Annotated in this window: 15 protein-coding genes and 1 pseudogene; 12 read left to right on the top strand and 4 right to left on the bottom strand. The window is 58.9% G+C overall.

The window, feature by feature from the left end:
- The first annotated feature begins 33 nt into the window (after positions 1–33).
- The 5 genes and pseudogenes from oxlT to PQR02_RS15080 all read left to right on the top strand — a co-directional run.
- On the top strand, positions 34–1,317 hold the full coding sequence (gene oxlT, locus PQR02_RS15100; RefSeq protein ID WP_408231942.1) for an oxalate/formate MFS antiporter: 1,284 nt from the start codon (positions 34–36) through the stop codon (positions 1,315–1,317).
- Between the two features lie 161 nt (positions 1,318–1,478).
- Positions 1,479–1,673 (top strand): hypothetical protein, encoded by a 195-nt coding sequence (locus PQR02_RS15095; protein ID WP_408231939.1) that lies wholly within the window; start codon positions 1,479–1,481, stop codon positions 1,671–1,673.
- Entirely contained in the window at positions 1,670–2,971 is a 1,302-nt protein-coding gene (locus PQR02_RS15090) for an MFS transporter (RefSeq protein ID WP_408231936.1), read from the top strand. Before PQR02_RS15095 ends, PQR02_RS15090 begins: the two co-directional genes overlap by 4 nt.
- A gap of 48 nt (positions 2,972–3,019) precedes the next feature.
- The gene (locus PQR02_RS15085; protein ID WP_408231933.1) at positions 3,020–3,961 is read left to right on the top strand and encodes a glutamate cyclase domain-containing protein; all 942 of its coding nucleotides are present in this window, start codon (positions 3,020–3,022) and stop codon (positions 3,959–3,961) included.
- Between the two features lie 80 nt (positions 3,962–4,041).
- Positions 4,042–4,134, top strand: a pseudogene (locus PQR02_RS15080) (Rid family hydrolase); the annotation flags it as partial.
- Positions 4,135–4,291: 157 nt separating this feature from the next.
- Here the strand turns inward: PQR02_RS15080 and PQR02_RS15075 are convergent.
- Positions 4,292–5,257 carry an amidohydrolase family protein gene (locus PQR02_RS15075; protein WP_408231930.1) on the bottom strand — a complete coding sequence of 322 codons (966 nt, stop codon included), beginning with the start codon at positions 5,255–5,257 and terminating at the stop codon, positions 4,292–4,294.
- Between the two features lie 165 nt (positions 5,258–5,422).
- Between PQR02_RS15075 and PQR02_RS15070 the strand changes: the two genes are divergently transcribed.
- A complete protein-coding gene (locus tag PQR02_RS15070) occupies positions 5,423–6,322 on the top strand; it encodes a LysR family transcriptional regulator (protein WP_408231927.1) in 900 nt (299 codons plus the stop codon).
- A gap of 113 nt (positions 6,323–6,435) precedes the next feature.
- Here the strand turns inward: PQR02_RS15070 and PQR02_RS15065 are convergent, their stop codons facing one another.
- Complete coding sequence (locus PQR02_RS15065; protein WP_408231924.1) at positions 6,436–7,482, bottom strand: LacI family DNA-binding transcriptional regulator; 1,047 nt, start codon at positions 7,480–7,482, stop codon at positions 6,436–6,438.
- A gap of 942 nt (positions 7,483–8,424) precedes the next feature.
- A complete protein-coding gene (locus PQR02_RS15060; protein WP_408232192.1) occupies positions 8,425–8,982 on the bottom strand; it encodes a putative quinol monooxygenase in 558 nt (185 codons plus the stop codon).
- Between the two features lie 131 nt (positions 8,983–9,113).
- Here PQR02_RS15060 and PQR02_RS15055 point away from each other — a divergent pair, with 131 nt between their 5' ends.
- The 3 genes from PQR02_RS15055 to PQR02_RS15045 all read left to right on the top strand — a co-directional run bounded on the left by PQR02_RS15055 (position 9,114) and on the right by PQR02_RS15045 (position 10,219).
- The gene (locus PQR02_RS15055; protein WP_408231921.1) at positions 9,114–9,386 is read left to right on the top strand and encodes a hypothetical protein; all 273 of its coding nucleotides are present in this window, start codon (positions 9,114–9,116) and stop codon (positions 9,384–9,386) included.
- Positions 9,387–9,589: 203 nt separating this feature from the next.
- The gene (locus PQR02_RS15050; RefSeq protein ID WP_408231918.1) at positions 9,590–9,829 is read left to right on the top strand and encodes a hypothetical protein; all 240 of its coding nucleotides are present in this window, start codon (positions 9,590–9,592) and stop codon (positions 9,827–9,829) included.
- Positions 9,830–10,069: 240 nt separating this feature from the next.
- Positions 10,070–10,219 carry a hypothetical protein gene (locus PQR02_RS15045; protein ID WP_408231915.1) on the top strand — a complete coding sequence of 50 codons (150 nt, stop codon included), beginning with the start codon at positions 10,070–10,072 and terminating at the stop codon, positions 10,217–10,219.
- 145 nt (positions 10,220–10,364) lie between these two features.
- On the opposite strand, the gene blaOXA is transcribed toward PQR02_RS15045, so the two are convergent.
- A complete protein-coding gene (blaOXA, locus tag PQR02_RS15040; protein WP_408231912.1) occupies positions 10,365–11,162 on the bottom strand; it encodes a class D beta-lactamase in 798 nt (265 codons plus the stop codon).
- Positions 11,163–11,850: 688 nt separating this feature from the next.
- On the opposite strand from blaOXA, the gene PQR02_RS15035 reads away from it, so the two are divergent.
- From PQR02_RS15035 to PQR02_RS15025, 3 genes are all read left to right on the top strand, one after another.
- Complete coding sequence (locus PQR02_RS15035) at positions 11,851–12,057, top strand: hypothetical protein (protein ID WP_408231909.1); 207 nt, start codon at positions 11,851–11,853, stop codon at positions 12,055–12,057.
- Positions 12,058–12,700: 643 nt separating this feature from the next.
- Entirely contained in the window at positions 12,701–13,003 is a 303-nt protein-coding gene (locus tag PQR02_RS15030) for a response regulator transcription factor (RefSeq protein WP_408231906.1), read from the top strand.
- Positions 13,004–13,052: 49 nt separating this feature from the next.
- A complete protein-coding gene (locus PQR02_RS15025) occupies positions 13,053–13,757 on the top strand; it encodes a response regulator (protein ID WP_408231903.1) in 705 nt (234 codons plus the stop codon).
- The last annotated feature ends 28 nt before the right edge of the window (positions 13,758–13,785 follow it).

Here is a 13,785-nt window from a genome sequence, read left to right as displayed (position 1 = left end):
CTGCCGATACCTCAGTCCAAACGGAGAAACACCTTGAACACCCGCACGCAATCACTGGCAGGCGCCGCCTCGCCCAGCACGCAAACAGCCGCGCATACCCGCTGGATCCAGCTCGGACTCGGTCTAGTTTGCATGATGACGATTTCGAGTCCCCAATATGTGTGGACTCTGATGACCAAGCCGCTCATGGCCAAGCTCGGCATCGCGCTGCCGGAACTGCAAGTGACATTCTCACTGCTGGTGCTGCTGCAGGCATTCTTTTCACCGTTCCAGGGCGCGCTGATCGATCGTTTCGGGCCACGCATGCTGATCTCGATCGGTACGGTGCTGGCAGGCGTAAGCTGGGTGTTGGCTTCGTATGCGCACAGTACGTCGATGCTGTACCTCACGTACGGCGTGATCGGCGGTCTCGGTACCGGCATCGTCTACGTCGGTGTGGTCGGGTTCGTGGTTCGCTGGTTTCCCGATCGGCGCGGCTTCGCCGCTGGTGTAGCGGCAGCAGGCTACGGGATGGGCGCCATTGTCACCACCTTTCCGATCTCTGCATCGCTGGCAACGCGCGGCGTCGAATCCACGCTGTGGCTGTACGGCATCATCTTCGCAGTGATCGGGCTGCTCGCGTCGCAAGGCCTGCGGGTACCGCCCGCGGCCCACGGTACCAGCTCGGCAGCATCCCGGACAGCCGTCGCGACGCGCGACTACCGGCCGTCCGAGATGCTCAGGACGCCGCTGTTCTGGTTGATGTTCGTGATGATGACGATGATGTCCACCTCAGGCCTCATGGTCACATCGCAGATGGCAAGCTTTGCCGCTGACTTCGGTGTCAGCAAGGTGCTGGTTTTCGGGCTCGCCGCGTTGCCGCTGGCACTGACGATCGACCGCTTCACGAACGGTCTGACCCGGCCGCTATTCGGCTGGATATCGGATCGCCTCGGGCGCGAAAACACGATGTGTTTCGCGTTCGCGCTGGAAGGTGTGGCGATGGCGCTCTGGCTGATGACGCGCGATAACGCGGTTCTCTTCGTGCTGCTGTCCGGCGTGGTGTTCTTCGGCTGGGGTGAGATTTTTTCACTGTTCCCTTCGACCCTGACCGACACGTTTGGTACCCGCTATGCCACCGCGAACTATGGCTGGCTTTACATCTCGTTCGGGATTGGCTCGATCTTCGGCGGCCCGCTCGCCGCGCTGCTGCATCAGCACACCGGCAGCTGGGTGCCGGTGTTCGGATGCGCGATCGTGCTCGATCTGAGCACCGCCGTGCTCGCGATGGTCGTCTTGAAGCCGGCGCGCGCGCGTTTTGTCGGAGCGAACGGATAACACGTCCATTCGCGGGCGATATCTCTTCCGCAAGCAGCGCATGTCACGACTCCTGAAACAGCGCGACTGCTCGTTGTTGCATGGGTCACGACGTCAATGCCAATGGCCGCTAATGAAGCGGCCATTGCGTCTATAGCGATGCCGCACGAGCCGTAGCACACATGATCACCGATTTCTATCGACTGCGCGGGTCACTTTCGATTATCTCCGCTCAGGTCCGCGACCCTATACTCAATTTCAACCAGCACGAAACGGGCGCCTGCAGCGTGGCAGGTGGCCGCTTCATCCATCGCCGATGCGCGACGCGCCGGGCGTGTATTCCACATTCAAACAGCGAAACAGGAGAAGAGGCATGAGCGGAGCACCTTCGGCGGTCATGGCGTACGCCCAGCCGAAAACATCGGTTCGTTGGAAGATTTTCTTCATCATGTTGCTGCTGGTGACCGTCAACTACATCGATCGTGCGTCGCTGTCCGTCGCGATGCCGATGATCGCGAGCGAGTTCACGCTGACGCCGGTCATGCAGGGCCTCATTATGAGTTCGTTCTTCTGGTCATATACGCTGATGCAGATTCCAGGCGGCATGGCCGTCGACCGCTTCAAGCCGAGGCTGGTGCTCGCGCTGTGCACATTGCTGTGGGGTGCCTTCCAGGGTCTTGGCGCGTTGACGACCAACGCGATGTCCTTGCTCGCTACGAGGCTCGGACTCGGTGTGGCAGAAGCGCCGGTGGCCTCGGCGGGAGGTGCGCTCAATGCGAGGTGGCTCACGCAGCATGAGCGGGTTCGTGGCGCATCGCTGATGGACGGTGGCTCGCCGCTCGGCGCAGCGCTTGGATCGGTACTGATCGCCTGGCTGATCGTGGTCGCGCACTCATGGCGCACAGCCTTCGCGATCGCCGGCGTCGGCACGGTCCTGTGCGGCATAGGCGCCTGGTACTACATCAAGAATCAACCGCGCGATCACGCCGGGGTCAATGAAGCCGAAGCGGAACACATTGAACAGGCACAGCGCGTGGAAGCTGAAAAGGAAGCCGAAAATCTGTCGGGCAACTCGCTCGATTTCCTCAAGTATCGCTCAGTGCTGCTGATGCTCATCGGCTTCATGTGTTGCACGACGCTTTACTACGGTCTGTTGACCTGGATGCCCACCTATCTGCAGAAAGTGCAGGGCTTCAACATTCAGCAAATGGGCGGTGCAAGCTTCGTGATTTTCTTCTGCGGCTTCATCGGCGAACTCTCCGGTGCCTACGTCGCCGACAAGTGGCTCGCCAGCGGCGCCGCGCCGAACCGCGTCATGCGCACTTTCTTCGGTATCGCCGGCGTGGTTGCCACGATTGCGGTGTTTTCAGTGGCGCATGCGACGAGCCCCACCATGGTCGTGATCCTGCTGTCCGTCACGCTCTTTTTTCTGCGGTGGGGCGGTCTGTACTGGTCGATCCCCGCGATGCTCGCCTCACGCAACAAGGTGGGCACGCTTGGCGGACTGCTTAACTTCGGCGGGAATATCGGCGGAATGGTGATCCCGATTGCGATCGGCGCGATCGTTCAATATACGGGTTCCTATTTCCTCGCGTTGATGTGTTTCGCCGCAATGGGCGTCGGCCTGCTGCTCTGTTCAATCGGAATTGATTATGAAACGAAGATTCCGGTCTGAGCGATCGCCGCGCCTCGTATGAGCAACGTTGCCACTGAGATTGGAAAAATGGGAATAGCAAAAGTCGAAGACATCATTGGTCAAACCGTCCGGCGCGACATTGGCCGCATGAAGCGGTTCGTTGAAGGTCAGCTGGAAGCGGCCGCGCGTTCGATCATGAGCACGCCGAACGCCCACGTCGGTATCGTAACTGGCTTCTTCATCCGCAATGCCGTCCCGCCCTCGCCGGAGACGGACGGACTGGGCGGCATGGCCCATCTGGCCGCCGCACTGTCGAACTTCGGCATACCGGTGACGGTGATCTCGGACGCGCCATGCTGCAAAGCGGTCTGGGCAGTCACCACGGAATTGCCAAAAGATGTGGCGTTCGAGATCACCTCGGTGAGCGCGGCATCGGTCAAGTCGCTGAGAGCCCGGCTAAGCGAGGCTGAACGTCCGATCACGCATATGATCGCGATCGAGCGGGTGTCGCCCGCGAGCGACGGCAAGCCGCACCGCGAGTACGGCGCGGACATGTCCGACGATACCGCTCCGCTGCATCTTCTGTTCGAGGATCCCGAGTGGTCGCGTCCGTGGGTCACGATCGGCATCGGCGACGGCGGCAATGAAATCGGCATGGGCGTGCTGCCCGAGCAAATCGTTCACGACGACATTCCCAACGGCCCGTTGATCAGCGCGGCCATTCCCGCGGACTACCTGATCGTTTCCAGCGTCTCGAACTGGGGCGGCTGGGGATTGGTATCGGCGATGGCGATGGTCGCGCCGCGACACGCGGCGGCGCGGCTGCTCACCGACTTCACGCCCGAGCGCGACCGGGCGTATCTCGCTGCGGCCGTCGACATCGGGCAGGCGGTTGATGATAGCCGCATCGACCGCCCCGCTACGCCGAAGATGAGCGTCGACAGGCTCTCGTGGGAAGAGCATGCACAAGTGCTGAGTGAGCTCCGGTCGCACGTCGACGGATACCTCGCAGCGCCGCCGCACGCGTGAGCGTGACACGCTTTTTATTTCTTGAAGTAGCAACCATGTCTCTACCCCAATGCGATGGTGCTTGACACCGTGCAACGCTCGCCAATGTCGAGCGGGTGCTGGCCGCCGCCGGCGCGGGACTGGAGGATGTCGTCAAGGTCGCAGTCTATCTCACCGACTTGACGCTCTTTTAGCCGCTTCAGCGCGGTCTATGCGAGCTGCTTTGCCGAGCACAAGCCGGCACGAACGACCGTGGAAGCCGGACTGCAGGGTGTGCTCGTGGAGATCGACATGGTGGCCTACATCGGCAAGCGCGGAACCAGCCGGCGCAGCGTGCCGCACGCACGCACGCTAAAAGCCGTAGAGCCTCGCAGGATTATCAACGAGGATTCGATGCCGCGTCGATTCGTCGGGTATCCACAGCGTCAGATCATCCAGTAAGCGGACAGCGTCCGGCTTGCTGTCGGCCGCTTGCGTCGGATGTGGCCAGTCCGATCCCCACAGCATCCTTTCAGCCGCAAGTTGGGTCAACCCGAGCGCGACCATCCCGGCATCGGCGTAGAACGGTGCTCCACTTCGTGACACAAGATAGGGACCACTCAATTTGACCCAGGTACGGCCGCCGGCTAGCAGCGCCGCGACCATCCGGAATGCGGCATGTTCCGCGCCGGCCGGTTGTGGGATCTGCCCCATATGATCGATCACGAGCGGCGACGACAGACTCGCAAGCAACTGCCGATGCGCGAGTAGCTGCGCAGCGGTGGCATTGACCTGAATGTGCCAGCCGAGCGGTTCGATCCGCTTCGCGAGCGGCTCCATCATCGATACCGTGACGCCGACCAGGTACTCGAGATTAAAGCGCAGCCCGCGTACACCGTTCTCGTGAAGAGCGGCCAGCTCATCATCCGTCACCGTGTCGGGCACGGTCGCAATACCGCGCGCGGTCTTTCCGAACTGCGACAAGGCATCGAGCAGGCAACGGTTGTCGGTTCCATAGGTCGACGGTTGAACGACGACATGTCGCTCGATGCCCAGCCTGCGCTGCAACGCGCGATAGTCGGCGACCGTCGCGTCGGGTGGCTGCAATTGCGCTGATGGATCGACTGGATACCGCGCGTCGTAGATGTGGTGATGACTGTCGGTCGCCTTCGGTGGAACGGGAAAGCGCAGTGGGTCGGTGCGGCCGGCGCGTGCCGGCTCCTCTGGCAAGGCGGATTCCCCGGGTGTCGCGAGGTCGGTCGTCCAGATGCCGCGGCGAGGGTCCTCGCCGGTCTGGGGTAGATCACGGTGGCCTTGCTTCTTTTGCTTCAAGCGCATCTCCTTTAACCGGTGGGTCGATCGGCGCTACAGACTGTCCTGCCACAAAAATGACCAGCCACGCACCACGTTCCGGCGCAACGAAAAGAATGGCTCAGTATACGAATGCATTTTGTCCGCGAGATAATCAAAGTTAGCGACGCCATCTGATAGAACCCTTCGATCATGCGCATTTCTCTTCAGCAAATTGAGACCTTTTATTGGGTGGCGCGATTAGGCGGATTTCATGCAGCGGCGCGTCATCAGCACCTCACGCAGCCGACCATTTCGGCACGTATCCAGGAGTTCGAAGAGCATCTCGGCGTACAGCTCTTCACGCGCAGCCGGACGCACACCGAACTCACGCGCGCAGGCCGCGACGCGCTCGCCAATGCTGAACAGGTGCTAAAGCTGGCAGAAAAGCTCGAACAGATTGCGAAGCGGAGCGATCCCATGTACGGGCTGCTACGTCTCGGCGCGATCGAATCCATCGCCCACGCGGGGCTCGCAGATCTCCTGACGCAACTCAAGACGCGATATCCGCACATGAAGATCGAACTCACGATCGATGTGGGCGTCGCACTCGGACGCAAGCTTGGTGCGCACGAACTGGACATCGCGATCCTGAACGACTCCACCAATGCGCCCCATGTGGTCGAGACCGCCATCGGTTACACCGATCTTCACTGGGTTGCGTCGCCGCAACTCGTGCCCAACTGCAATGTCGCGCCTCACGAGCTTGCGTCGGTGCCGATCATCACCGTCTCGCAACCGTCATCGAACCATTCGCTCGTGATGAACTGGTTCCGCAGCGCAGGTTGCAATCCGGACAACGTCAGCTCATGCAATTCCCTATCCATGATGTCGCGGCTGGTCGCGGCGGGACATGCGGCGGCCGTGTTGTCGCCCGCCATCATGCGCACGGAGATCGATGCCGGGCTGATTCACGTGCTGAACACTGGACGCCCGATCACCCAGCAAGGGTTCTTTGTCGCCTATCAGGAAGAGTGTCTGAGTGGCGCGGATACCATCGTGGAGCTGGCAAAAGAAGTGCTCACACGCAGTCGTGTGCTGATTCCGGGGTAGCCGGCGCGAGGGCGCGGACTAGTGCATGCCCTGAAGCGACACTGGAATCGCAACCGGGGAACCCCGAGTCGCTCCGAACGCGCGCCTCGTCAACGACGCCGCGCGTCGGCGACCTAGGGGTGGCGCGGACGCGCCGTCGTGCCGCGCACGATCAGATCGGTTGGCACGATGTACTGCGAACTCACGGGCCGTCCTTCGATCCGTGCGAGCAGATACTCGGCGCTGCGCGCGCCGATTTCGTCGGCGGCGAGCCGCATGGTCGTCAGCGGCGGCGACGTGAAGCTGGAAAATTCGATGTCGTTGATGCCCGCGATCGACAGGTCGCCCGGCACGTCGATACCCGACTCGCGCGCCTCGGCGAGCGCGCCGATTGCAAGCAGATCGGTACCGCAAATGACGGCGGTCGGGCGCTCGGGGCCGTTCATCAGCGCCTTCATCGCCATCTGGCCTTCAATGATCTTGTGCGGCATCTCGATCAGATGCTCGTGGCGCAACTGCAGCCCGCGCGCCTGTAGTGCCGCGCGCACGCCGATGATGCGATCAGCCGCGCGATCGCTATGCTGCGTCATCTGCGTAATCATGCCGAAGCGCGTATGCCCGAGATCGAGCAGATAGTCGGCGAGGCGCCGCCCGACTGCCACATTGTCGAAGCCGACATACGGATAGTGGTGATCGACGGTCCAGCCATTGACGAGCGGAATCTGTTCCTTTTCGATCAATTCGTAGAGCGCGGGCGAGTGGCTGCGGCCCACGAGCATCAGCCCGGCAATGCCGTCTGCGATAAGGGCGCGGACCTGCTTCAGTTCGTCTTCCTGGTCGTAGTACGAACATCCGAGCAGCAATGTATAGCCGGCTTCGCCGATGCGTTTTTGCAGCGCGAACACGCCGATCGCAAAGTTCTGGTTTTCCAGCGACGGGATCACCGCGCCGATCGTTTTCGAGCGCTGCGATGCTAGCGCGCGCGCCGCGGCGTGCGGTGTGTAGCCGAGTTCCTGCGCGATGTCGCGCACACGGTTCTGCAGTTCTGCCGCTACCTTTGCATTACCGTTCAACACGCGCGAAACGGTCGCCGTCGATACCCCTGCCGCGCGCGCGACATCTATCACCGAGATCGCATTCGATTTGCGACGCGGCGCTCTCTTCTTTGTCTCGTTGGTCAACTTGCATCCTGCCCGATGTCGAGGCGCACCATCGCGCCTGCCCTGTCCGGCATACTATAACGCGGCCTCTTGAGAAATGGCCACTGCCGGGCGCGGGACTTCGGTTGGTTGGTGCGTTCGGGGTTCGCGCCGAGCTTCATTCTCCGGCACAAGGTCGAACTGCCGCACGGTCTTGTTCCAGCGGTTATGCGCATCGCCCGACACACCGTCCACGCGCACGACGTTGTTGTCGGGTTAATCGCAACGCTTCGTCGGTCGCACCATGTCGCGATGGTTGAGCCATACGAAGAGGTGGCGAGGCGGCATGTGAAATCATCTGGTCGTGTCGATGAACTTCGTTCGCGTGATTCAGGCTCGCGAACACCACGCGTTTTGGCGCCGGCGTGCCGCGAAGCTTCGAGGTGGTTTGTAGCAAGATTCGATGTTCATGTTGCGGCGGATGGAGTCAGAGGTACGCGCCAGCCAGCGTTCATTCAAGCATGCAATTTAAGTAATCGCTTTCTATTACATTTGAATTTCGGACAGTGCTCGATTAAAACCCGAAGATTTCTAGCGCATTTTACGGCTAAACTCCGGAAAACTCTAGAGAAAGCGCTTACTCATGCGAGCCGTACCGTGACTTCGCGGACGGCAATACCCGCGACCGTCACGCAACACCTGATAGTTTGCGAATACGCCCGGCAGGTCACGTGTGCCGAGTACGATGCAGCATCATCGTGTGTCTCCCACCGCCGAGCCGCCTGTATTCCCACAAAAACAGGCGATGAAACACAGACGGTTGGGTCTGCTGCAAGTGCTAATGATCACGTTCATCATCGGCTCCATTGATCGGACCAACGTCCGCTGCGCGATGCCGAGCGTGTGCATCATTGATCGTTCAGTCACGTGACTGCTTGAGAGGTTGCCTGCTCATCAAATGCGGGGCTGCACGAGCCCTGGCCTTTAGCAAGCCTGCAGCACGTCGATGACGCGGCTCACGAGCAACGGACGAGTATTGCGTCCATATTCGGCCATATGCGTCGAGGCCCCATTCGCCCTCAACGCTTCCGCGCTTTCCCAACGTTCGATTACAGCAAAAGTGTCATCGCCGAGCGGCTTCTGAATCGTCCCGAAGTCCGGGACGTCGACGACGGCCTCGTAGCTGACGCATCCTTCTTGGTGCGCTCCCGACGCGGCTTGTGGGATTGAATGGATCCGGTCCGTGGGTGCGACAACGTGTATCACGGTAATTGTCCCCCTTGCGAGCGCTGGGCCTGTTCGTTGGTTCGCCGTTAATCCAATTGGAGTCCCCTTGTTTCGCGGGCGCAGAGTGGAACCAGACTGACTTGCGATTGCTGCGCGGATCGGCGGTATGCCGTGGATCAATCGCTGCGGATTCAAATACTTGGCGCCTTCTGGATTGCCCGCTACCCGCGCCGTTGCGATGCTCCACGCAAGCACTCCGCAAGCAAATCCCGCCCAATAGGCAGGGCCAGCAACAGAAGCCGTAACGACAGACATCAGGGTTAACACTTAAAATCGCAATTCAGCCTTGTGTGCGAGGTACTTAATTGAGAGCGATCTCTTACCTAGACTTGCAATCACCCGCTCCGGACAACAGTTCGCAGCGAAACCAAGACTGGAGGTTCCTCATGAAATCGCTCGTTCAAGCCATTGCAGTTGCCGCAGTACTCGCCGTCCCCGCTGTTTCGTTTGCTCAGTCGAACGCGCCTGTTACCAGCGCCGCCTTGGAGAACGGCACGGCGTCCAGCTACGGTGGTGTTGCCGATGGCACATCGGCGTCAGGCTCACGTCGTCCGCTCCGTTCCCTGGATCATTCAATCCACTCGATGGAACATGCGATCCATTCATCGATTCGGCCGGACCCCAATGACGGCATGAAACCGATTTACTTTGGTTCTTGAAAACAGCCTCGTTGAATTCTGGTTCTGCTTTGGGCAGGCTCCTCTTCCTTTCAACGAGATGCCCACCTTCGCGCGGGAGTCAGCTGTGCGTAATCGCAATCGGCACTTCGATGCGGAGGGTTGGGCACCCATGTTAGGCTTTCCGCGGTCCTCGCCGTACAGGTTGTCGAGGGACTGCATTTCGTTTTGTGTCTGGAGGGTTTGTGACTTTTGAACATCGTGGTTTTCGCGTGACCGCCGATGCTGCGGCGGATGAGCTTGGCGTCCAATGGGTATGCCATGCCGTGATTGCACGTACCGACGGGGATAAGCGCAAAGGCACGCCCCCCGCAATCGAAATGGTCATTCCAAGGGCCAAAATCGATCCACTGATGGCTCTGAGTGCGCTCGAGCATCGGGCTCGAACCGAGATAGATGATTGGTATGAAAGAGGGCAAGCGTAGGTGCACTTCTATGCTCAGATGACGCCTCACCGCTTCCGAGCGAAGACTGCGAACGCCGCCACCTTCATCCGCGGGTCAGTGTGTCGTCGACAACAGCGTGCGGTATTGAGGCTGCTTTAAAGAGTCTTGCCGGGTTCCATTAATACGAGTCACCAAAGACATCGCGTAGCCTGCCTGAAGCGCTTGCGAAACATTGGTCGCGATACGATGATCCGAACCGCGCTATCGAACACGGTTGCTGTGGCCAGCATGATCGCCGCGGCGGCATCGTTCGCCAGCGTGCTCGCGCCGGTCGCCGGCCATTTCGATACGCACCTGCTGGGGCTGGCGCTCATCAGCAGTGCCCTGCTTGCGTTGCCACCGCATGCGAGGCGACGGCCGAGTCGCTGAGCGCCAGCGCGTTGAATGCCGCCGTTCGACGATCAGGCCGCGTGACGGTTGCTGAGCGGATATGAATGTTGGCCAGCGGGCAATCAATGGCTCGATCCGCCGTGCCCTATTCCATCTGGGCGACAACGCAATCGCCATCAGATGTCTAGTGACCCGCCAGCGACGGCAGTTCGTTCAAAAACGCATCTCGCGCCCGCACTCCAGCGGTGCCAGGTTCTTTCCGGTCATCCTGAATGAGCCGGGCGAATACGAGAGTATTGTCCCCCTTCGTTGCCCAACCGACGAACCAACCGTGGGCATGGTCTTCGTCAAACGTTCCATCGGGTTTGCGCGGATAAGCCATGCCAGTTTTGCCGTGAACCGTCCAGCCATCCGGGAGCGTTTTCGATTCAACGATTCGCTTCGTCATGTCGAACGCAGTTGGGGACACCGGCAACTGACCGTTGATGAACTTCTCCAGGAAGGTGATTTGCCCCAGAGAGATCTTCAATGACGACTCGATCCAGGAGCGATCGAGTCCATTGTGCTTGCCGGGGTCGCCTGATACATCGGCGTTTCCGTAGTTAAACTCTTTAGCATATTGCGCGAAGCGCTCCGGTCCCAAGGCGTGCGTCACCTGCTGCGAAAACCAGACCACCGAATATTTGAGCCACCGCGTCGGATCTGTCGGCTGCCTCCAGGCATCGCCACCCCAATCATAGTAACCCTCGCGGTACGGTAGGGTCGGCGTGTGCTCGTCTTTCAGAAAGCCGGCGTCATAGCCCATCAGACTGATTGCGATCTTGAACGTCGAAGCCGGAGTTATCCGTTCGGTACAATTCCCCCGTTGCATCAAGATCGTTCCCGTCTTCGCATCGGCGATCGCCGTACAGACAGTCGTGGCATGCGCCGCCGAAACGGCCAGCACCGAAGTTAAAGACAGTAGTGCGCGTCGTAAATACATCGAGTCTCCTTGAATTGGGCCAAAGGGTAGCACTTGCTTGCTTTCGCGTTTCGAATAAGGCATTTCGACGGCAATTCTTCTTTGAGATTCCAATCGAGAAGCTTGCCACGTAGAGACAAGGTCCGATTCCGAAATGTTCCGTAGGGTCACGCGCAATAAAGGTGTCTCCGGCGACGTCCCGCATGGGCGTCAACAACGCGCGAAGCGGGCCATTTCGCGGCCTTGCCGTAGTCCTCGCAAAGAAGCCTTTCTCGGATATTGGTAGGAGCGTGATAACTATGGGTAATCGCCAGCAGTCCCCAAAACGTTACAAGACATCCCGGCAAACTCTCGTCATACAACAGTCTCGGCGGTTTAGCCTTTCGTGCAATCGCCCTGATTACGTAGGTCCTTATGCGAACTTTCATACCAGTCAAATTTATCAAGAGCTATTGAACGCCCACACTTGATTTCAACAAGTTTCTTTGGTTTGCACGAACTTAGTTTAGCGAAAATCTGTCAGGACTAGCCGGCCCCGTTCTGCTCTCGGTGGCAGTTGCAGACGCCGTCATGTTCTTCTGTCGAGTAGATTCATCGCGGAAAAGAGCATCGTACTCAAATAGGGAATCTGGTGAACGAGGCAGCAAAGCGTCTCATTTCTTTATGCTTTATCGGATAGCAATGTCAAGTGATGCCATAGGAGATGGAAATGTCGAATGATGAACGGGGCGCAACAGTTCGAGCGCTACTTGCTTTCGCCGATCTGCGAAAGAGTGAAGAACGCGAGTTCATCTTAACCATGAACCTCCTGCTTCGCGCTTCGCCCAAAAAACGGCGGGAAATGATCGATCAGTTTAGGGAGATATCTTCAAGTGGGGCGAATATCCCTGGAAATTACCGCGTTGATTCAAGATAATTATCGCCTCGACGATTCTATATCAGATGGATGGCTTTTTGCCGCCGGGCGATCGAAGAACTGGATGAGGTTCGCGATCGATGCCGGGCTTGTCAGGTGACCCCTGTTGCCAGATGGGAATGAATGACGTACAACAGCGCCGCCCGCAGTCGCGTGAACGGCAGCGGCTTGCTCGCCACCCGAGCGATCCCCATCGTCTCGCAGCCCCTTTGCACTCCTCGCGCGCCAGCGCATAGCCATCCATCTCCTGCATCGATAGGTCTGTCACCAGGATGTCGAAGGCCCATCAAACCGTAGCTCGCCCCCCTCACGAAACCGCCCTACGGCACGGGATGTGCCGGACCCTCAGCACACCCGATCTCCCACGACGCTCCCTCGACCAGTCGATTCTCGTCATCTGCATGCCACGTATCGCCCTCGCCGCAAAGGATGCTGCCTCGATACCGATTGAGGCTCGAGAAATCGGCCGATAAAATCGGACAAATCCTATATAAGACGCGATTATTTTGAGACTACCCCAAGATTTATCTGCTTGCCTCGGGTGTAATTCCTGGATTTTTAATATGGTTTTCGGATAAGTTTGATTCAAGTTCATTCATAACCAGTCATATCCTCTGGTCATCCTTATTCTGCGGAGCTCTGCATGAGCAATATGAAGATCCGCCTCGTACTGGCTGATCATCATCCGGCCGTACTGTCAGGCATCAATCACGGCCTGGCCGTGCTTCCCACCTTGGAAGTGGTCGGTACCGCCGCAGACTTGGGCGACCTGATCAAGCTGTTGGACATGAAGCCCTGTGACGTCGTCATCACCGGCTACGCAATGCGTGGCGGAGAGTACGGAGATGGCATGACGCTGCCAGCTTATTTGCGGACTGGTCAGATACCACCTGGCATTAAATCCGGCCAATACGAAACAGGTGTTTCATCGTCGGCACTACATTAAAAACTCCTCGGAAATCACTCGATAAGCCAGTCAACCGATTGAAGGCACCATGAGAATCAACCTGATACTTGCTGACGACCATCCGGCGTTGGTCGCCGGTGTCAAGCATGAATTGTCGCGAATCCACACGCTCAATGTAGTGGAAACGGCCCGCGACTCGACAGAAATTGTGGACTTGCTGTCGCGGGTCCCGTGCGACATTCTCGTCACAGACTACTCGATGCCTGGTGGAGAATACGGTGACGGTATGGCAATGCTGTCGTTCTTGCGGCGCCGCTATCCTGACCTGAAACTCGTCGTATTCACTACGATCGACAACATGGCCATTGCGGCCGAATTGCGGAAAATCGGTATTCATTCCGTGCTGAACAAGGCAAGGGATATCGGCCGTTTGATTACCGCGATCCATGCCGTGCATGCCGGTGCAAGCTATTTTTCACCCACTACGCGTGAGCATGGCGAAATGGCTGCAGCCGCGCAGTTCTCTAGCACAAGAGTGTCCGTGCTATCGAGCCGGGAAGCGGAGGTCGTGCGTCTCTATGTGTCCGGCGTCACCATCACCGAAATAGCTGCGCAGTTGAACCGGACGAAGCAGACTGTGAGCAGCCAAAAAAGGACCGCGATGCGTAAGCTTGGCATCGAGCGCGACGCGGAGCTATTCAGATTTGCATACGAAATCGGATTTGCCGCTTCCATTGGTCAGCCAGACGCCACGGCTACTGATGCGGACTCTAGCGACTCCGCAGAAGTTTGACGCATGCACGGCCGACGTTTGGCAACGG

Source organism: Paraburkholderia sediminicola, assembly GCF_046026895.1.
Taxonomy (GTDB): Bacteria; Pseudomonadota; Gammaproteobacteria; order Burkholderiales; family Burkholderiaceae; genus Paraburkholderia; species Paraburkholderia sediminicola_C.
Note: the sequence above shows the minus strand (reverse complement) of the source record. Positions and strands in the feature narration are given on the sequence as shown.

Bases quoted from the DNA above. Each gene is read 5' to 3' on its own strand.
- PQR02_RS15095 (WP_408231939.1), top strand. From the start codon at position 1,479: ATGATCACCGATTTCTATCGACTGCGCGGGTCACTTTCGATTATCTCC.
- PQR02_RS15090 (WP_408231936.1), top strand. From the start codon at position 1,670: ATGAGCGGAGCACCTTCGGCGGTCATGGCGTACGCCCAGCCGAAAACA.
- PQR02_RS15085 (WP_408231933.1), top strand. From the start codon at position 3,020: ATGGGAATAGCAAAAGTCGAAGACATCATTGGTCAAACCGTCCGGCGC.
- PQR02_RS15075 (WP_408231930.1), bottom strand. From the start codon at position 5,257: ATGCGCTTGAAGCAAAAGAAGCAAGGCCACCGTGATCTACCCCAGACC.
- PQR02_RS15070 (WP_408231927.1), top strand. From the start codon at position 5,423: ATGCGCATTTCTCTTCAGCAAATTGAGACCTTTTATTGGGTGGCGCGA.
- PQR02_RS15060 (WP_408232192.1), bottom strand. From the start codon at position 8,982: ATGTCTGTCGTTACGGCTTCTGTTGCTGGCCCTGCCTATTGGGCGGGA.
- PQR02_RS15055 (WP_408231921.1), top strand. From the start codon at position 9,114: ATGAAATCGCTCGTTCAAGCCATTGCAGTTGCCGCAGTACTCGCCGTC.
- blaOXA (WP_408231912.1), bottom strand. From the start codon at position 11,162: ATGTATTTACGACGCGCACTACTGTCTTTAACTTCGGTGCTGGCCGTT.
- PQR02_RS15035 (WP_408231909.1), top strand. From the start codon at position 11,851: ATGTCGAATGATGAACGGGGCGCAACAGTTCGAGCGCTACTTGCTTTC.
- PQR02_RS15030 (WP_408231906.1), top strand. From the start codon at position 12,701: ATGAGCAATATGAAGATCCGCCTCGTACTGGCTGATCATCATCCGGCC.
- PQR02_RS15025 (WP_408231903.1), top strand. From the start codon at position 13,053: ATGAGAATCAACCTGATACTTGCTGACGACCATCCGGCGTTGGTCGCC.